General features: G+C 34.2%; 13 protein-coding genes. All 13 read left to right on the top strand.

The genetic code is table 11. The features are described from left to right. The first annotated feature begins 250 nt into the window (after positions 1-250). The 13 genes from M4I23_RS09000 to M4I23_RS08940 all read left to right on the top strand — a co-directional run bounded on the left by M4I23_RS09000 (position 251) and on the right by M4I23_RS08940 (position 20,284). Positions 251-1,456, top strand: coding sequence for a glycoside hydrolase family 88 protein (locus M4I23_RS09000; RefSeq protein ID WP_249754170.1), 1,206 nt, complete (start codon positions 251-253; stop codon positions 1,454-1,456). A gap of 17 nt (positions 1,457-1,473) precedes the next feature. Then, positions 1,474-2,340: a hypothetical protein gene (locus tag M4I23_RS08995; RefSeq protein ID WP_249754169.1), complete on the top strand. Its 867-nt coding sequence runs from the start codon at positions 1,474-1,476 to the stop codon at positions 2,338-2,340. 13 nt (positions 2,341-2,353) lie between these two features. Further along, positions 2,354-3,214 carry a S9 family peptidase gene (locus M4I23_RS08990; protein WP_249754168.1) on the top strand — a complete coding sequence of 287 codons (861 nt, stop codon included), beginning with the start codon at positions 2,354-2,356 and terminating at the stop codon, positions 3,212-3,214. A gap of 241 nt (positions 3,215-3,455) precedes the next feature. After that, complete coding sequence (locus tag M4I23_RS08985) at positions 3,456-5,228, top strand: alpha-L-fucosidase (RefSeq protein ID WP_249754167.1); 1,773 nt, start codon at positions 3,456-3,458, stop codon at positions 5,226-5,228. A gap of 12 nt (positions 5,229-5,240) precedes the next feature. Continuing rightward, a complete protein-coding gene (locus M4I23_RS08980; RefSeq protein WP_249754166.1) occupies positions 5,241-6,329 on the top strand; it encodes a glycoside hydrolase family protein in 1,089 nt (362 codons plus the stop codon). Between the two features lie 39 nt (positions 6,330-6,368). Further along, positions 6,369-7,691 (top strand): sugar porter family MFS transporter, encoded by a 1,323-nt coding sequence (locus tag M4I23_RS08975; RefSeq protein WP_158843897.1) that lies wholly within the window; start codon positions 6,369-6,371, stop codon positions 7,689-7,691. A 13-nt stretch (positions 7,692-7,704) separates the two neighbouring features. Beyond that, positions 7,705-8,523 carry an alpha/beta hydrolase family protein gene (locus tag M4I23_RS08970; RefSeq protein WP_249754165.1) on the top strand — a complete coding sequence of 273 codons (819 nt, stop codon included), beginning with the start codon at positions 7,705-7,707 and terminating at the stop codon, positions 8,521-8,523. 6 nt (positions 8,524-8,529) lie between these two features. Continuing rightward, entirely contained in the window at positions 8,530-10,008 is a 1,479-nt protein-coding gene (locus M4I23_RS08965) for a sulfatase-like hydrolase/transferase (RefSeq protein ID WP_249754164.1), read from the top strand. Positions 10,009-10,022: 14 nt separating this feature from the next. Next, on the top strand, positions 10,023-12,830 hold the full coding sequence (locus M4I23_RS08960) for a heparinase II/III family protein (protein ID WP_249754163.1): 2,808 nt from the start codon (positions 10,023-10,025) through the stop codon (positions 12,828-12,830). Positions 12,831-12,855: 25 nt separating this feature from the next. Then, positions 12,856-14,328, top strand: coding sequence for a right-handed parallel beta-helix repeat-containing protein (locus M4I23_RS08955; protein WP_249754162.1), 1,473 nt, complete (start codon positions 12,856-12,858; stop codon positions 14,326-14,328). Between the two features lie 85 nt (positions 14,329-14,413). After that, the gene (locus M4I23_RS08950) at positions 14,414-15,814 is read left to right on the top strand and encodes a hypothetical protein (RefSeq protein ID WP_249754161.1); all 1,401 of its coding nucleotides are present in this window, start codon (positions 14,414-14,416) and stop codon (positions 15,812-15,814) included. A gap of 26 nt (positions 15,815-15,840) precedes the next feature. Beyond that, positions 15,841-17,514: a sulfatase gene (locus M4I23_RS08945; RefSeq protein ID WP_249754160.1), complete on the top strand. Its 1,674-nt coding sequence runs from the start codon at positions 15,841-15,843 to the stop codon at positions 17,512-17,514. A gap of 94 nt (positions 17,515-17,608) precedes the next feature. Next, entirely contained in the window at positions 17,609-20,284 is a 2,676-nt protein-coding gene (locus M4I23_RS08940; RefSeq protein WP_249754159.1) for a hypothetical protein, read from the top strand. The last annotated feature ends 4 nt before the right edge of the window (positions 20,285-20,288 follow it).

Below are 20,288 nucleotides of genomic sequence, written 5' to 3'. Positions count from 1 at the left end.
GTGTTCTTAATCAGTTTTTAATATTTAAATTGAAGGTTAGGAACATTTTTGTTCAGATGAATAAGGAAATTACAAGTATAAAAACGTTGTTTTTTAGTAAGATTGAAATTATCTCTTTAATTAAGCAATAATTTATAGCTTTTGATTGATAATTTAACGATCATAAAATCAATAAATAATAACTTGCAATGGAATAAGTTTTGCCAGATTGTTGAAAACGTTATGTTGAATATTTTAAAACCGAAAAAGAATGCGTGTGGTTAAGTTAGTGTCATTTTTAGTGTTGAGTTTAGTTTTTGCTTGTAATTCTGCAAAAAAAGAAAGGTCGTTAAATGAAGTCTCTAAGTTTAATATAGAGAATATACTAAAAAATAATGTTGAAAAAATAAAAACAGTAGCACAAACTTATACACGTTTTGATAGTTTTCCGAGACACGTTAATAAAAACAATACCCAATGGAGTTTTGTTAAAACTACAGATTGGTGTAGCGGCTTTTATCCAGGTATGTTGTGGTATGCTTACGAATATTCAGGAGATGAGGGGTTAAAGAAACAGGCTGTAAATTTCACAGAACCACTTAAGGTTATTGCATACAGTTCTGCGAGAAATCACGATATCGGTTTTCAGTTATATTGTAGTTATGGTAATGGGTATAGATTAACAGGAAACCAAAATTACAAAGAGGTTTTGTTGGCCGCTGCCGATACATTGGCAACATTATACAACCCGAAAGTTGGTAGTATTTTATCTTGGCCTTCTCAAATTAAGCGATACAAGCACAACACCATTATAGATAATATGATGAATTTAGAGTTGCTTTTTTGGGCAGCTAAAAATGGTGGAGATAAAAGTTTGTACAATATAGCTAAAAGTCATGCAGAACAAACTATGAAGCATTTGGTTAGGGAAGACGGTTCTGCATTTCATGTTGGATCTTTTGATATAGAAACAGGAGCGTTTTTACAAGGTTATACACATCAAGGTTATGCTAACGAATCCATGTGGGCGCGAGGGCAAGGTTGGGGAATTTATGGTTTTGCAATGGCATATCGTGAAACTGGTGATTCTAATTTTTTGAATACTGCCATAAAACTTTCAGATAAATTTTTAGAGCGTTTACCGGAAGATGGTATTCCGTTTTGGGATTTCGACGATCCTAAAATTCCTAATGTACCAAAAGATGCTTCTGCGGCAGCAGTTGCAGCATGTGGCTTAATGGAATTATCGGGTTTGGTTCAAGATGAAAAGTTAAAATCTAAATATTTCAACGCAGGTAAAACATTGGTTGAAAATCTATCATCTAGTGCTTATTTGAGTCATGCTAAAAATGATGCCTTGCTATTGCATTCCACAGGGAATCACCCTAAGAATAAAGAAATGGACGTACCAATTATTTATGCCGATTACTATTATATGGAAGCCTTATTGCGATTAAAGAAACTAGAAAATATTTAACAAACACCACATTTAAAATGAAAAAACTTCGTTTTGTTCTTATTTGTATAACATTAACTTTGAGTTCTCATCTTTTCGCGCAGATCATACCGTATTCTATTGGACGTATTGTGGTGAGTTCTGATGGTAATGAGCATGATCACGACGATTGGGCGGCAACACCTTTTTCGTTAGCGCTGTTGGCTGCAAGCGGACTTCAAGATAAACTTACGGTTTATACTTTTAGCGATCATATTTGGGGCAGTGATCACCAAATGAAAAAGGGAAAAGCCGAAATGTTAATCAGTGCTTTAGAAGGGCAAAAAATATATAATTTTAAAAAAAGTAATTTCTTAGAAGCGGTTGCCGATTCTACAAAAGCTATTAATGCCATTGTAAAAGAAATTAATAAATCTAAGGCAAGTAATCCATTAACTATTGTGGCCGCTGGACCAATGCATGTTGTGGGATCTGCAATTTCACAATCTAAAAAAGAAAAGTTGAAATATGTTAGAATTATTTCTCATTCTAATTGGAACGATAAACATTCTGATAAACCTTACGATTGGGAAGATCATTCTGGTTGGACTTGGAACGAAATTAAAGCGAATTTTGAGTCCTTCGGACTTATTTGCGATAGAATAACCGATCAAAATGGAGGGAAAGATTACGAAGGTATGAAAGCTCCAAAAGCCATGTTCGATTGGATAAAAACCTCGCCAATAAGAAATACTTCCGAAGAAGCTAAAAGCCAATTAGATTGGTTGTATCAAAGGCAATTAACTTGTGTTAAAAAAGGTGATTTCGATCCATCGGATGCTGGTATGGTTATTTATTTGCTAACCGGAAACGAAAAAACGAGCCCTGAAGATGCAAGAGAAATTATCGAAAACCCAATACATTAAACTATATTAAAAAATGAAAAGAAATTTAAGTTTACTTATTATCCTATTTTACAGTTTTTACTGTTTTCCTTCTGAAATAATTTCTGCGGAAGCAAACGTTAATATTGAAACTTCAATTAGAGATATTTCCAAAGAAAACGAAGCCGTAAAAAAGGAATGGAATGGTTTTAAAATAAAGGAAGCGACCTTAAATGGCGTGGCTTATAAAGTGGTGTTTCCTAAAAAAGCGAATGCAAGTAAAAACTGGATTTGGCGCGCCCGATTTTGGGGTCACGAGCCACAAACCGATATTGCACTTTTAAACGCAGGTTTTCATGTGGTGTATATTGAAGTCGCTAATTTATTCGGAAGTCCAAAGGCTGTGAAAATCTGGGATGGTTTTTACAAATTCATTATAAAAAAATATAAATTGAATCCTAAAGTTGTATTAGAAGGTATGAGTAGAGGTGGTTTAATTATCTTTAATTGGGCCAACCAAAATGCCGAAAAAGTAGCTTGTATTTATGCAGATGCTCCGGTTTGTGATTTTAAAAGTTGGCCTGCTGGGCAAGGTACTGGCGATGGCTCTAAAAAAGCATGGCAAGCCTGCTTAGTGAGTTATGGTTTTTCTGAAGAAATTGCAACTCAATTTTCAGGAAATCCAATAAATCATATGGAATATATCGCTGTTCAAAAAGTGCCTATTTTAATTATTGTTGGTGATGCCGATAAGGTGGTTCCTGTTGCAGAAAATAGCGCGTTATTAGAGCAACGACTAAATAGTTTGGGTTGGGAATTAAACATGATTCGCAAGCCAGAAGTAGGGCATCATCCTCATTCTTTAAAAGATCCAAAACCAATTGTGGATTTTATTTTAAAGGAAACTAGCCATTAATTTAATCTCGTTTTTCACTATAAATATGTCTTAAAATAGTTTACAGATTCTCATGTAAATTGAGGGGTTTTATTCGTGTTTGTAATCGTCCAATTATTTGTTAATAGCCTATTTTATTAATATAGCGCATAAATAAGCTATAGTTTATATGGAAAGGCTCATGATTTATACCGTAAAAACTCTATAATTTTTATTATTGTATATGTTATACTTTTTTAGAATAAATAATAAAAAAACAAGGATGAGAAAATTAGGTGTTTGGGCAATGTTGTTTGTTTTTATTTTAGGAACAGCATGTGGAACTAAAGCAGAAAAGTCTATAGTTACTAACGAGAATATCGATTCGAAAAATATATCAGATGAAGAACGCATGCAATGGTGGGAAGAAGCCCGTTTTGGTATGTTTATTCACTGGGGGATTTACACTGTTCCTGCAGGGTTTTATAAAGGCAAAGAAATTTCTAATAGTGCCGAATGGATTATGAATAAAGGGCAGATTCCAATTGTCGAATACGAAAAATTTGCAGACGAGTTTAATCCAACAAAATTCAACGCCAAAGAGTTTGTGTCTTTAGCCAAAGAAGCTGGAATGAAATATATGGTGATAACAGCCAAACATCATGATGGATTTTCAATGTTCGATTCTAAAGCAACCGATTATAATATTGTAGATGCCACGCCATTTAAACGCGATGTTTTAAAAGAATTAGCTAAAGAATGTCAGGCTCAAGGCATAAAATTTGGGTTTTATTACTCACAAGCTCAAGATTGGCATCATCCAGGTGGTTTAGGAAATACTTGGGATAAAGATTTAAAACGTGTTAGTAGCGACGCGTATGTTTACGAAAAAGCATTGCCTGAAGTAAAACAATTGCTAACAGAATACGGGCCAATCGCTATCTTTTGGTGGGATACGCCTAGAGAAATGACAAAATCGGTAGTAGATAGTTTACACCACATCACAACAGCATTACAACCACGAATAATTACAAACGACCGTTTGGGCGACGATTATCCTGGAGATCATAAAACTTTTGAAAGAAACGGACCTAGACATCAACCTGAAGCAAAATATTGGGAATTATGCCAACCCGTTAGTGGAAGTTGGGGCTATCGTAGCGATGATAACAAATTCAAATCGATTCCTACTTTAATCCATAATTTGATAGACCAAAGTAGTAAAGGCGGGAATTATTTATTAAATGTGAGTCCAACTAGTGAAGGGATTTTAAAACCTGAAGCGGTAGAACGTATGAAAGCTATTGGCGCTTGGATGTCTAAAAATTCCGAAGCTATATACGGAACACAAGCTAGCCCAACGAGTACCGAGCCAGATTGGGGACGTATTACTATGAAAACGGTTGACGATAAAGGCTTGCTTTATTTACACGTTTACAACTGGGAAGATGGCGCATCATTACCTATCCGATTAAAAAACAGTGTAGAATCTTGTTATTTATTAACTGATAAAAATAGAACATTTAAAACGGAAACGGTAGACGATGGTATTCAAGTAAAATTAACAGGAGAAGCACCAGATAGTATTGCTTCTGTAATTGTTTTAAAGCTGAAAGAAAAGCCAAATGCTTTACCTGTAAAACCATTAGGACAGGATGAAGCTGGAGTTGCGGTCTTATCTGCATTTAGAGCGCAATATGAAAACTTACAAGGTCCAGGCGCGTTATATAAAGAGGAATGGGATTGTATTTCTAATTGGGATAGTGAAACGGCTAGAGTATATTGGTCTTTTCAAATAGATAAACCAGGCAGTTTTAATGGGATTTTAGGGTATTCTGCAGCAGAAGATTCCGAAATTTCAATAACATTTAACGGAGAAACCAAAACCGTTAAAATCCCAAAAACAGGGTCTAATCCTAAACGATTTAAAACAACAGATTTAAGTAATTTCAAAGTTGAAAAAGCTGGGAAGTATCAGTTTTCTATAATGCCTGTAGCAGGAAAATGGAATGCTATTAACTTGAAAGATGTAACCTTAAAACCAAACAAAAACTAAATACTTTTTTAGATGAAATATTTTATTCTTTTATTTATTGGGGTTATCGCGTGTACTAATGCACAGAATGCCATTTTCGATAATTTAGAAGAAGCACCAATTAATGGCGGACTACAAATGGACGATTATTGGGTTTGGGGAAGTTCTGTAATTAAAGGCGAAGATGGTTTATATCACATGTATGCATCACGTTGGCCAAAATATTTACCGTTTCATCCAGGTTGGATGATTCAATCGGAAATTGTACATGCTACTTCTAAAACGGCAGATGGTCCGTATCAATTTAAAGATGTTGCTTTAGGTAATCGTGGAACGCAGTATTGGGATGGGAAATCTTGTCACAATCCAAAAATTGTAAAATATAAAGACACCTATATTCTTTATTATATGGGGTCTACCCATCCATTTGAGGATGTTACAGAAGGTAATGTAGACCAATTCAATTTATCTAGTAAATGGTGTATTGCAGCCCGTTGGGGAAAACGTGTTGGGATAGCAACTTCAAAGAGTCCGAATGGACCATGGAAACGACGAGACGCTCCTGTTTTAGATGTGAAACCAAATTCGTATTACAGTTTTTTAACCTCTAATCCTTCTCCGTTAATAAAAGAAGATGGCTCGGTAGTTTTATTATTTAAAGGCCGGTCGTATAAAGAAGACGGGATTACACATAGTGATATGAGTATTGGCGTAGCTACGGCGCCTACTTTCGATGGAGAATATACTGTAATTGGTGATAAACCTTTATTTTCAATAGAACATTTTGGTGAAGTTGAAGATCCGCATTTATGGGGAGACGCTAAAGGATATCACATGATTGCTAAAGACCAACGAGGAGCTATTACTGGCGGACATGGAGATGGGCTTTTAGCACATTCTACAGATGGGATAAATTGGGTGGTAGATGATAACCCGAGAGCATATACCAAAATGGTAAAATGGAATAACGGAAAAACTATTAAACAAGGACAGTTAGAACGTCCTTTTGTTTTAGTTGAAGACGGAAAACCAACTCATATATTTTTCGCCACCATGGATGGTCCTGGTGGTTTTGGCAATGGAACAAAAACATGGAATATGGTTATTCCTCTAAAAAAATAATACAATTAAATATTTTAATAAAACTAATACAAACATAACATGAACAAAAAAATATTATTATGGTCCATTACCGCAGCACTTGCAGGTTTTTTATTTGGATTTGATGTTGTCGTAATTTCTGGTGCCGATAAAAAATTACAAGCATTATGGGGGTCTTCAGAAGCTTTTCATGGCGCAGTAGTTATGGGAATGGCACTTTGGGGAACTGTTGTAGGTGCTATTTTTGGAGGTATTCCAACTAATAAATACGGACGTAAAAATACCCTAATAGTTATTGGGGTTTTATTTGCTGTCTCAGCCATAGGTTCGGCTTTGTCGAATGATCCGTATGTATTTGCCTTTGCTCGCTTTATTGGAGGATTAGGAGTAGGTGCATCTACTATTGCAGCTCCAGCTTATATTTCTGAAATTGCACCAGCAAAAGATAGAGGCCGTTTGGTTGCTATGTACCAATTTAATATAGTTTTTGGTATCATGATAGCTTATCTATCTAATTACTTATTAAGTGATATTGGTGACAATGCATGGCGTTGGATGCTTGGTGTAGAAGCTATTCCTGCAGTGTTATATATTTTATTCGCTTTAAAATTACCTAAAAGCCCACGTTGGTTATTATCTCAATCTAGAGAGGATGAAGCGAGAGAGGTCTTAAAAATAATAGAGCCTGAGGCTGATGTTGAAGAGCAAATAAGAGAGTTTAATTCGCATGCAGAAAAAAGTGATAAATCTGAAACTATCTTCATTAAAAAATATAGATTTCCGTTAATGTTAGCCTTTTTTATAGCCTTTTTTAACCAGTTTTCAGGAATTAATGCAGTATTATATTATGCGCCACGTATTTTTGAAGAGGCAGGATTAGGAGAAAATTCAGCATTATTAAATAGTATAGGCTTAGGTGTTACTAATCTTGTTTTTACATTATTAGGGGTGTTCTTAATTGATAAATTAGGAAGAAAAACGTTAATGTATATTGGTTCTGTAGGGTATATTGTTTCATTAGGACTTTTAGCTGCTGCTTTCTTATTAGAATGGACAGGTATGGCGGTACCAATTTTCTTGTTTTTATTTATTGGAGCTCATGCAGTAGGCCAAGGTGCAGTAATTTGGGTGTTTATTTCAGAAATTTTCCCGAATCATTTACGTGCCTCCGGTCAAGCTTTCGGTAGTTCAACCCACTGGGTTTTAGCAGCACTTATTCCTTCATTATTTCCTTTCTTATTAAAACTAGTTGGAGGAGGAGTTGTTTTTCTTGTGTTTGCCGTAATGATGGTTTTTCAATTATTATTTGTTGCGTTTATGATGCCAGAAACTAAAGGGAAAACATTAGAAGAATTAGAAGATATCATGTTAAAGAAAAAATAATAAATCAGTTTATATGAAAAAGTTAGTTGGGTTTTTACTCGTTTTTTGTTTGTCATTATCACTTTATGCGTCAAAAATTGATACGCTAGTTGTGCATAGTAATAGTATGAATAAAGACATAAAAAATGTAATAATTACTCCCGATTCTTATAAAAAAAATGGAGAAGCTTTGTCTGTAGTTTATTTGCTGCATGGAGCAGGAGGCGACCACAAAGCATGGTTAGGAAAAGCTCCTAAGATTAAAGCTTATGCCGACCAATATAATGTAATTATTGTGTGTCCTGATGGTACTAAAACAAGTTGGTATTTTGATAGTCCAATTGATGAAACCATGAAGTATGAAACTTATATTTCGAAAGAATTAGTTTCTAAAATTGATAAAACGTACAATACAAAAGCTAATAATAAAAACCGTGCCATTTCTGGTTACAGTATGGGCGGCCATGGAGCATTGTATTTGGCTTTTAAACATAATGATATTTGGGGAGTAGCAGCAAGTATGAGTGGAGGTGTCGATATTAGGCCATTTCCATTGCGTTGGGATATTTCTAAAAGATTAGGTGTTTATGCCGAAAATCCTGAAATCTGGAAAAAAAACAGTGTAATTAATTTAGTGTATTTACTAGATGGTGAAAATCTAAATTTCTTATTTGATTGTGGTGTAGACGATTTTTTTCACGATGCTAATGTTCGTCTTCATGATAAATTAGTGGAACGCAATATTCCACACGATTATATTGAACGTCCAGGTGGGCATACCAATAAATACTGGAGTAATTCTATAAAATACCACATGCTTTATTTTAGCGACTTTTTTAATAAATCAAAATAGATTAAAATGATCCAAGTAATAAAATATATGTTATGCGTGGTTGTCTTATTAGGCATTTCATGTAAATCAAAAGAAAATTCTTTATTAAAAGAAGATACTGTTCAAACTGAAAAATCGTCACAGCCTAATATTGTTGTTATGTTATGTGATGATTTAGGTTATGGAGATCTAGCAGCATTTGGGCATCCTATTATTAAAACAGATAATTTGGATAAACTGGCAAAAACCGGAATTAAACTCACCAATTTTTATTCCACAGCTCCAGTTTGTTCACCTTCAAGAGTTGGGTTGTTAACAGGGAGGAGTCCAAACCGAGCGGGTGTTTACGATTTTATTCCGGGGTATAAAAAAAGTGAAGATAATCGAGATTTAGTGCATCTTCAAGCCGATGAGGTTACCATTCCTGCTATTTTAAAATCTGCTGGATATGCCACATGTTTATCTGGTAAATGGCATTGTAATTCTCGTTTTAATAATGCAGCACAACCTCAACCAAATGATTTTGGTTTTGACCATTGGTTTGCTACACATAACAATGCAGCGCCTAGCCATCATAACCCGAATAATTTTATTCGTAATGGTGAAAAGGTTGGTGAGATAGAAGGTTTTAGTAGTCAAATTGTTGTCGATGAAGCTATTAGTTGGTTGAAAACCAAAAAAGATGATAAACCATTTTTTCTTGAAGTAGCTTTTCATGAACCACACGAACCTATTGCTTCACCAGAAGATTTAGTTCAAAAATATTTACCATTGGCAGAAAACCGTCAGCAAGCAGAATATTTTGCTAATGTTGAAAATGTAGATATTGCAGTAGGCCGTTTAGTAGCTTATTTAGAAAAACATAATAGTGAGAATACATTAATCGTTTTCACTTCCGATAATGGGCCAGAAACCTTTATGCGTTATAGTAGAGCCAAGCATTCTTATGGTACACCAGGTGCCTTAAAAGGGATGAAGTTATGGACTAACGAAGCTGGTTTTAGAGTACCGTGTATTGTAAATTGGATGGGGAAAGAAACTTTTTCAGGAACCTCGGATCAAGTGGTTTCAGCATTAGATTTTCTACCCACATTTACCGAATTAGCAGGGGCAGAATTACCAAAAAGAACCTTAGATGGACAATCCATTAAAAGCTTTTTAGATTCGGGTAAATTAACACGTGAAAAACCGTTGATTTGGGCTTTTTATGATGCTATTAACGAACGTCGAGTGGCTATGAGGAGTGGCGATTGGAAAATTATGGGGAGATTAGATGTCAACAATGAAGAATTACCACATATTCATAATCTATATGATGGAAATGAAGAGTTTGTAAAAAGTGCAAAATTGACCGACTTTGTATTGTTTAATTTGAAAAACGACATCAGTGAATCTGAAAATTTAGCTTTAAAAGAACCAGAAGTTTTTAAGAAGATAAAAACGGAATTCGAAATTCAATATAAAAAACTTTTAGACGGAAGCCATATTTGGGTGCGTAATGAATAGGAGATATGAAAAGGATGAAGAAAATAGTTTTTTTAATTACTTTTAGTTTGTTTTTTGGAAAGTTGACTTATGCACAATTTGTATTTCCTAAGAATATTGAACGAGTACATCCGCGTTTAATATCGTCTAAAGTTTCTAAAGAAGATATTCTTCAAAAAATAGAAACTTCAAATGATGTTCAGCAATCTTATAAAGCTATAAAAAGTAAAATTTCAAAATACGTCGAGCAGTATAAAACTGAACCCGAATGGTTATCATCAAGATATCAAATGTATTGGAAATCTCATGCTACAGATATTTTTGTGAAAGGGGAGTTTTACGATCATGCCAAAGGTTATGCGCCTGTGCCAACGGTACGTTTTACAGGGCAACGGGATTATGTTACAGATTATAAAATGCCAAGTTTAAAAGATGCAAAGCCATATTTAGAAGATTCGCGTGGTTTATTTCTTCAGAATAAAAAAACCGATAAATGGGAGTGGGTAAATCCTGCTAAAACAGGAAGGATAATAGAAAATACTAACGAAAATATTATGAGAATTGCTCGTGATGCAGCGTTGGTTTATTATGTTGAAGGTGATGCCGATTACGCAAAATTAGCAGCACATTTGTTCGATGTGTATATGCAGGGTTTGTATTATAGAAACGAACCTATAGACATGAAAAAAGGAAATGTTCAAAATATAATTGGACTAACTTCTTTTCAAGTTATTAAAGAAAATATTGTAGATGAATTGGCTGAGTGTTACGACTTTCTTTACGATTATATTCAAAAAAAACATAAAAAGGAAAATCAAATTTATGCCACATCTTTAAAGAAATTAGCAGAAATAATTATAAAAAATGGTGTAGCAGATAATAACTGGAATCTACATCAAGCCAATTTTGTAATTCAAATTGCTTTGGTTTTAGATGAAGATAAAATGTACGACGACGGCAAAGGCTGTCAGTATTATTTAAACCGTGTATTTAACGAATCGGAAGTTCGACAATGGTCTGTTAAAGATGTTTTAGATTATGGTTACGATCAAAAAAATGGTGTTTGGAATGAGAGTTCAAGTTATGCTTTAAGCGTGGCCGAAGGGTACACGCATTTGGCAAGAGTTGTTCAAAACTCATTGGGTGTAGATGTTATGCAATTTATGCCAGTAATTCCAGAAGCTGTGGCGGTTATGCCTCAGTATTTATATCCTAATAATAACATTGTTGCTTTTGGTGATTCGCATTATGGACCGTTGAAATCTAACCCGTATTACGATTTAATTAGTAATGCACAGCAGTTTAATAATAGAGAACAAGAAGAAAAATTTACTGGATTACTATATTTAATAGAAGGTGAAAAAGTGCAGAATACGAAAGGAAATAAGAAAAATGCATTTTCCAACTTTTTACATGATTCTACAGTTCTTTTAGATGAAACTATTGCTCCTGCAATTAAGAGTGATTACATGACGAGTTCTTTTTACGCGCCAACAGTGAGTTGGGTAGCTATGAGAAATGGGTTGGATGCAAAACATGGTTTAATGATTTCTCAAGTTGGGTCTTTAGGGAATCATGCTCATTCCAATGGTATTGCTATGGAATTGTATGGTAAAAATTATGTTTTAGCTCCGGAAGGGGGACGTGGATCGAGTTATTTTCAGCCAGATTATCGTGAGTATTATTCGCAATTCCCTGCACATAATACGGTTTCTGTAAATGGAAAATCACAGTACAATAAAATGCGTAGTTACTATCCTTTTCAGGTGAATGCATTGTATCCAACTTCGGAAAGAAAATCAGGCTATTATCCAAATATCAATTTTTCTGATGTTTATTTTAATGAACCGAGTACAAATTCCGATCAAAATAGAGTGATGAGTATTGTACGTACCGGTGAAACTTCTGGATATTATGTAGATATTTTTCGTTCTAAGCAAAAAGACGGAAAGGATGGATATCATGATTATTTCTATCATAATTTAGGTCAAGAGTTAAATATTTCAACCAAAAACAATCAAACTCTAAAATTAGACACGAGTTCTAAATTAACTTCAAAAGCAGGTAATATTAAGGCTTACGATTATATCACAGATGAAACTTCAGTAAAAACAGATTCAGATTTTAACGCCATTTTTAATTTATCTATTAAAGGAGAAGAAAAAGTTAGCATGAATATGTGGATGAGCGGGAATAAAAATCGTGAAATATTCAAAGTAAAATCACTACGTTCTGAGGCTATGAGAGAAGCTATGGTTCCCGAAGAAATAGCTAAGGCATTACAGCCTACTATTGTAGTACGCCAAACTGGTGAAGCATGGAATCGTCCGTTTGTGGCGGTTTATGAACCTTCAACAACTAGTGAACCTTCAAGAATAAAACATATTGAGACTTTTGATGCGGCTTCAAATAAAAGCTTTGTTGGCTTAAAAATAGAAAGTCTTTCGGATAGAATAGATTATGTGTTTTCATCTGATACATTCGGGACTTATGGGTTTCAGAATATAAGATTTGACGGTGCTTTTGGGGTAGTAACTACCGAAAAAGGTAAAATAACTCTTTTTCTAGGTTCCGGAAAAAGGCTTGAAGAAAACGGATATAATATCGAAATTTTAGGTAAAAAATATGGAACAGCGACTTTAGTTTATGGTGAACAAATGCAATTGACTTGCGATGATCCAATTTTACTAACGGTTCCGGATGTTTATGGTAAAGGAAACGTCGTTATGAGCTTTGGGTTTAAACAGTTAAATGGGGATCGCCATATAGTAAACGGAAAAAAACTAATAACCTTTAAAGTGCCACCAATGCCTTTTCAAGACATTGTTATAGGTTTAAAATAGGAAGATAAACTAAAACTAAATAACCATGAAACAACTAAAATTATTACCTAAATACCTTTTCGGTTTAATTATTTTATTCTCCTTATGCTTTATTACATCCTGTGATAGTGGGGAGGAAAAAGATGATACCATTATCGAAAAAGAGGAAGAAGTTATAGAGGAGGAAGTTGTACTTAATTATGACGATGATGTGCTTGCTATTTCTACAATTGACGAATTAAGAAAAGCGGTTCAATTATCTGGTAAAACCATTAATATGAAAGCCGGGGAATATGTTGTATCTGGTACCATGCCTGAAGACCCGAAAACTATTTTTCATTTTAGTGGATCTAATAACGTATTTAATTTTGAAGGAGTAACTATTATAATCCCAACCAGTGTTTTACGAAATATGGGGCCTGGAAATACGCATGAATTTGCTACGTATCGAATAGACGGTAGCAATCTTGTTTTTAATGGAGGGAATTTTGAAAATACAGGAGAGGAACGACCTTATAAAAGCCTTGCAGAATTTGAGGTACACGGTAATGACATCTCTTTTCTTGGTTGTAATTTTATTATAAAAGGGTCGGCGCCTTATGGCTATGGTGATTTGTATGGTAAAGGTTCAGATCATTATGTAGGGCTGTATAAACATTCCGCAATGTCTATTTTAGGTGATGATGTTTTGGTAGATGGATGCGATTTTAAAGTGTTTTCTTTTGGACACGGAATTCATATTCATGGATCGCAAAACACCATAATACGTAACGTTACTATGGAAGGAGCTAGACGACTTACAGACGAAATTTATGAAGAAACTTCTGGTCCTGCTTATGATTATGGTTTTAAAATATATTTCCCAGAATTGGAAAGAGGTTTGCCTATTCGAAAAGGAGAGATGATTAGTTTAACAGAAGATGGAATAAGAGCTTATTTAGATGGTGATGATGTTAATGGTGTTAATCGTAGAACAGGAGATATTACAGTCGAAAATTGTTTTGTAGATAAAATGCGTGGTGGAATTACCTTATCTATTGGTTCTGGAGCTTCTAATGTATCAAACAATACAGTAGTAAATTGCGAACATGCTTATAGCTTTCCTTCTAATGCTGTTGTTAAAAACTGTAAAGGTAATACAGCCTTTGGTCCGTTATTGATGTTACCTTATGATCATAAGAAAAATTCTGATATTGAATTGGAATTGATAGATTCTGAAGTTACTATGGGCAATCATCCTTTTGCACAAATTACGGGAAGTGGACATCAGGTTAAATTCACTTATAAGGGAACAAAACCAAATGAAAACTTACGCCCTATTTGGATTGGAGTTGCAGAAGATTGGGGAGATAATGACGAACGTACTGAGGAAGATTTAAAAAACACTTATAGTGCTACCAGTATTGAATTGAATAACGAGACTAATAATCCAGTACTATTAGGGACATATTCAAAAACAAGTATTATTACAAGTGTGGGTGAGGTTGTAGATGAAGGGGAATCGAATATTATAAATTAATCATTTCAAACAGGTTAATTCAAATAAATACAAAGAGTAATAGTAACAATGGTTTTGCTATTCAAATAACAAAAACTAAATAAATATGAAAAAGTTAACGCCGCTACTTTTCTGTCTTTTATCTATGATAACTGTATGGTCTCAAAATAATGTAGAAGTGCATGCTATTAAATTATCAGGAGAAATACCGAATGGAGAAATTATTGTAAATAAATCCGTAGGAAAAGATGTGGAAACGCCTATTAACCGAAAGAATAAAATAAAATTATATCCAAACGTTGAGTTTCAAACGCTTGAAGGTTTTGGTGGTGCTTTTAATGAAATAGGAGGAGAAGCCTTAATGTCATTACCATCGGAATTACAAGATCAAGTTATAGCGAACCTTTTTAGCTTAGATCTAGGGGCGAAACTTGTGTTTAATAGAACTGCTGTTGGTGCTAGCGATTTTGGAATTGATGCGTATAGTTATGCTGAAAAAGTAGACGATTATAAGATGAAGCATTTTTCAATAGAAAGAGAAGAAACTACGGTTATTCCTTATCTTCAAAAAGCATTTAAAGCAAATCCAGACTTAAAATTATTTGCTTCACCGTGGAGCCCGCCAGCATGGATGAAATATTCTGGTTTAATGGATAGAGGTGAAGAGTTTCCTGAGAAGAACCAACTAAAAGATGAACCTAAAATCTATAAAGCTTATGCGTTGTACTTTTCTAAATACATTCAAGCTTACGTGAAAAAAGGCATTACTGTGGATAGGTTAATTATTCAAAATGAAAATGATGCCAATACTAAATATCCGTCTAATGATATGTCGGTGGCTCAAATGAATAAATTAGTAAAATCTTATTTACGTCCACAGTTTGAAAAAGATAATATCGACACTGAAATTTGGGCAGGAACTTTTAGAACCTACGGGCGTTTAGATGCCATTGAAATTGCAGCTAACGAGGACTATAGGAACTTGTATGATGGTATAGGAATTCAATATACCAGTGGAATTTATATTCAACAAACCAAAGATGTTTATCCAGAAGTAAACTTAATGCACACAGAAGGAAACTGCGATGATGGAAAAAATAATTGGGGACAAGCATCAAACAGATTAAGAGAGATTGCTAACTATATTAATAGAGGTGTACCAAATTATTGTTATTGGAACATGATTTTAAATGAAACTACCGAAAGTGGTTGGGATTGGAAACAAAATTCACTTATTAATATAGATCGAAATACAAAACAAGTAACTTATAATCCAGATTATGCGGTTATTGGTTTTATGAGTCAGTATTTGGTGCCAGGAGCTAAACGAATTGCTAACTTTTCTAGAGCCGATTTAATTTCAATAAAGCATGAAGGAAAAATTTATGTACTTATTCAAAACACTAAAGATGAAGCGCAGGCTTACGAATGTCAAATAGAAAATGGCGAAGGCATAAAAGTTGAAATTCCAAGTAATTCATTAGCTGTTGTCATTTTAAATATCTAATTAAAAATTATCATTATAATACAATTATGAAAAATCTAACTATTTTAAAATTGTTAACTGTTTTCTTTTTAATAGGCATGGTGTCGTGTAAATCGAAAGAAAACAAGGAGGTTGCTGTTGTTAAAAAAGAATTGCCTGTAAAGCGACCAAACATTATTTTTATGATGTCCGATGATCATGCGTATCAGGCTATTAGTGCGTATAGTAATCATTTAATTGAAACTCCAAATATAGATCGTATAGCAGACGAAGGTATTAAGTTTACAAACGCCTGTGTATCTAATTCCATTTGTGCACCGTCAAGAGCAACTATTTTAACCGGTAAACACTGCCATATTCATGGTAAAGTAGATAACGTATTTCCTTTCGATGAATCGCAAGTTACCTTTCCGCAGTTAATGCAACAAGCTGGATATAAAACAGCCATGTTTGGGAAATTACACTTCGGTAACAATCCAAAAGGTGTTGATGAATTCAAAATTTTACCAGGTCAGGGTCGCTATTACAATCCTATTTTTGATACCAATGACGGACAAATTACGGTTGAAGGTTATGTAACCGATATTATTATGGATATGACCTTAGATTGGTTAGAAGAAAATAAGAATGACGAACAGCCATTTATGTTATTCTCAATGCAAAAAGCACCTCATAGAGAGTGGTTACCAGCTCCTCGCCATTTTAAGGAATACACCAAGAAAACCTTTGTAGAGCCAGAAACTTTATTTGATAATTACGAAGGACGCGGAACCGCAGCTAAAACGGCAGAAATGAATTTATTAACTCACATGAACTGGGCTGGAGATTCTAAGTTATATCCTGAAATGATGGCAGAATTAGGCATTAAAGATAAATCTGGATGGGATTTAGAAGCTTTTGAACGTGAAGTTGGTGCTATGAATGCTGAGCAAAGAGCCGTTTGGGATTCGGTTTACAGACCAATGATGGAAGACTTTAAAAAGCAATACCCAAAAATGAACGACACCGAATTAATGAAATGGCGCTACCAAAGATACATGCAAGATTACTTAGGATGTATTGCTGCTGTTGATGAAAATGTAGGACGTTTGTTAGATTATTTAGAAGATACCGGGTTGGATGAAAATACCATTATTATTTACACCTCCGATCAAGGATTTTATTTAGGAGAACACGGTTGGTTCGATAAACGTTTTGTTTACGATGAATCTTTTAAAACACCGCTTTTAATTAAATGGCCAAATGTAATTACACCTGGAACTACAAATACCGAAATGGTTCAGAATTTAGATTTTGCTCAAACTATTTTAGAAGCAGCACACATTGTTCCGCCTTCTGATATGCAAGGTGAAAGTCTAATTCCTTTGTTATTAGGAAACGACGAAGAATGGACTAGAGATGCCGTGTATTACCATTATTACGAATACCCAGGAATTCACATGGTAAAAAGGCATTATGCTATTATTACTCAAGAATATAAATTGGCGCATTTTTATTACGATGTAGATGAATGGGAATTATACGATCGTAAAAAAGATCCTCAAGAAATGACTAATGTTATAGATGATCCTGCCTATGCAGATATAGTTGTGAAGTTAAAACAACAACTTAAAGATATGCGTAAGTTTTATGGAGATAGTTCGGAGCTAGATCAAGAAGTGCTTAGAAAATACCTTGAAGCCAAAAACAACCCAGATATTGAAACTGTTCCGCTTCATTAAAAAGTAATTAAAATTACGTCTGAGTTTTTGTTTTAAATTGAAATTTAGACATTCTTATATAAGAATCATAGTCATAAAATAGTTTTTTATTCAGATGAAATTATCAAAATTAGTACCATTATTAATCGTTTTATTTTTAATAGAAAGCCCTATTTATGGGCAAAAAGAAGGAAGTCATCCTCAAGTATTTGTAAATAAATCTGATAGGCAAGAGGTTTTATCTAAAATTGAAAATGAAGCTTGGGCTAAAGCTTCTTGGAATGCATTACAAGAAGAAATTAATCCGTACGTAACGCGTCATATCACCGATCCAGAATGGATTGTTTCTAGATTGGCAATGTATTGGAAAGAAGGGGCGCATTTTACACAATGCTATATTAAAAATCAAAATTGGGATTATGGGGAAGGTAATGCACCTGTACCAACCGTTAGATTACCAGGTATGCGTACTTGGAACGATTATTTAAATGTGCCATTAGAAGATAGAATTCCTTATAGTGAATCTGGAGATTTATTAGGTATTAGTAGATCGAGTGCCGATAAAACGCCTGTATTAATTCCTTATAAAGAAACAGGACACATGATTCGTGCTAACAACATGGAGATTTTAAAGCTAGCCGAAAAAGCCGCTTTTGCATATTTTGTAACTGAAGATGAAAAGTATGCGAAATTTTCTTCAGATATTTTATGGACTTGGATGTTAGGAACCTATTATATGGAGCCACCATTAGATCCTAATAAGTCTACTAAAGGAGCTGGAGGCTACGAACCTGGTGGTATTATGGGGTTTTATGATTATGAAGTTATTCATGACGACAGACAAATTCCTGCTGCTGCTGCTTACGATTTTTTGTATGATTATTTAAATGCGCATCCGCATCCACACTTAAAAGCATTAAGCAAAACCACAACAGAAGTTGCTGGAGATGTGTTTAAACGTTTTATAGAAATCGATTTAATAAGAGGTGGTAAAGTAGGAAACTGGAATGTGAATCGTTATAAAAATATATTGAATAGCATGCTTGTTTTAGAATCTAACGATTTTTATGAAGATGGAAAAGGACGAGAATATTATATTCCGTTTTATACGAAAGATAAACCGTCCGAATATTTTGCAGGATTACCTGTAATCATGGACTATTATAACAAAACAACAGGTTTGTGGCCGGAATCTCCGGGTTATGCGTCAGGCATGATTCCTTTGGTTTTAGATATGGGCGTAAAATTGTATAAATCTGGTGTGAATACGTTAGCTGGAAACCCAATTATTACTAAAGCAGCATTAGCAAATTTAGGTTGGTTAGATGCTCGTGGGAACTTAGTAGTTTTTGGCGATATGCGGGGCGGACCGGCAAATATATCGTCTTTCGAGTCTTTATTAACCTATTCTACTTGGGAAGGAGATACCGAAACAGCAAAAAAAATGGCTACGGTAATTCGTAAAAATATCGCTTCGGGACAGTATGACAGAAACGCATCAGATTGGCAAGGCATTATTTTTAACCAACCTTTGTTAGGTTCGGGAAGTGATTTGCCATTTCATAAAGCGGCATATTCTCCATTTCATAAACATATTATTATGAGAAATGGAAACGATGAAAATAATGGTATGATGTTCACACTGTACGGCGGAAAACATAAATCTCATTTAACAGCAAATGGTTTAGCTATGCAATTCTACGGAAAGGGTTGGGCTATGGCTCCGGATGCTTCTGCATACGAATCTTATTGGTCTAAAGATGCTCCTTATCATAGAGGAATTACAGGGTCGAATACCATTTTACCAGGATATAGCAGTGGAGATATTGTTATAAATGCCATGGATCCTGTAGTAGATACCAATATAGGGTTTTATAATGCTTCCGAAACTTCCGAAAAGGTATCATTCTCAGATGTGTCTGCAGACGAAAAACGTCGTTTGGTAGCTATGGTTCGAACCTCTGAAACTACTGGCTATTATGTTGATGTTTTTAGATCGGATCAATCAGATAATGATTATGTTCATCATAATTTAGGGAATTCAGTAATACTTAAAAGTGAATTAAATACACTTTTGAGTTTAGAGAACGTGAATGATTTAGGAGTGAAGTATGATAAAAGTTATTCGTTTTTTAAAAATCAAAGAAAAATAGATTATTCAAAAGATTTTAATGCGAATTGGACCACAACAGCGGTATCTCCTGCATTGCATGTTAATCTGTGGATGATGGGACAAAATAATCGCGAGTTGTATGTGGTAGATGCGCCTCCAACAACTTTAAGAGCAGATATAACACCTGGGTTGGTAAACAAAAGTCCTGAAACTACACCAACATTAATTGTACGTCAAAATGATATTAACGGAAAAAAATATCCATTTGTTTCTGTTTTTGAAACGTATGAAACAGGTGATAAATCTATATATAATATTTCAAAATTAAAAGCATCTGATAACTTTGTTAGCATCTCCGTTACTTCTAAAAATAGTAAGCAATATATCTGTAATGCTATTGATAATAAGCTATACGAGCCTATTAGGGGTTTAAAATTTCAAGGAGTTTTTGGAATTGTTTCAGAAAAAAATAATGAATTTGAATATCTATATTTAGGAAAGGGGAAAAGCCTTCAAAAAGGTGATTTTAAAATTGAAGCAGTAAAAGAAGCCGTTTCCGCAGAGTTAAAGTTTGATAACGGAAGTTATTTTTATTCTTCTGATAAACCTGTTTTCATTCAAACTAAAACAATGAAAGCAAAACAATTTCCAGCGGGTTATAATATTGAAATTAAATAATTAA

Source organism: Algibacter sp. L4_22 (assembly GCF_023473045.1).
In the GTDB taxonomy this organism is placed as follows: Bacteria; Bacteroidota; Bacteroidia; order Flavobacteriales; family Flavobacteriaceae; genus Algibacter.
This window is presented reverse-complemented; position numbering and strand designations above follow the sequence as displayed.

Excerpts from the sequence above, each read along its gene's own strand:
- M4I23_RS08950 (WP_249754161.1), top strand. The coding sequence starts at position 14,414 with ATGAAAAAGTTAACGCCGCTACTTTTCTGTCTTTTATCTATGATAACT.
- M4I23_RS08965 (WP_249754164.1), top strand. The coding sequence starts at position 8,530 with ATGATCCAAGTAATAAAATATATGTTATGCGTGGTTGTCTTATTAGGC.
- M4I23_RS08970 (WP_249754165.1), top strand. The coding sequence starts at position 7,705 with ATGAAAAAGTTAGTTGGGTTTTTACTCGTTTTTTGTTTGTCATTATCA.
- M4I23_RS08960 (WP_249754163.1), top strand. The coding sequence starts at position 10,023 with ATGAAGAAAATAGTTTTTTTAATTACTTTTAGTTTGTTTTTTGGAAAG.
- M4I23_RS08980 (WP_249754166.1), top strand. The coding sequence starts at position 5,241 with ATGAAATATTTTATTCTTTTATTTATTGGGGTTATCGCGTGTACTAAT.
- M4I23_RS08990 (WP_249754168.1), top strand. The coding sequence starts at position 2,354 with ATGAAAAGAAATTTAAGTTTACTTATTATCCTATTTTACAGTTTTTAC.
- M4I23_RS09000 (WP_249754170.1), top strand. The coding sequence starts at position 251 with ATGCGTGTGGTTAAGTTAGTGTCATTTTTAGTGTTGAGTTTAGTTTTT.
- M4I23_RS08945 (WP_249754160.1), top strand. The coding sequence starts at position 15,841 with ATGAAAAATCTAACTATTTTAAAATTGTTAACTGTTTTCTTTTTAATA.
- M4I23_RS08995 (WP_249754169.1), top strand. The coding sequence starts at position 1,474 with ATGAAAAAACTTCGTTTTGTTCTTATTTGTATAACATTAACTTTGAGT.
- M4I23_RS08955 (WP_249754162.1), top strand. The coding sequence starts at position 12,856 with ATGAAACAACTAAAATTATTACCTAAATACCTTTTCGGTTTAATTATT.
- M4I23_RS08985 (WP_249754167.1), top strand. The coding sequence starts at position 3,456 with ATGAGAAAATTAGGTGTTTGGGCAATGTTGTTTGTTTTTATTTTAGGA.
- M4I23_RS08975 (WP_158843897.1), top strand. The coding sequence starts at position 6,369 with ATGAACAAAAAAATATTATTATGGTCCATTACCGCAGCACTTGCAGGT.
- M4I23_RS08940 (WP_249754159.1), top strand. The coding sequence starts at position 17,609 with ATGAAATTATCAAAATTAGTACCATTATTAATCGTTTTATTTTTAATA.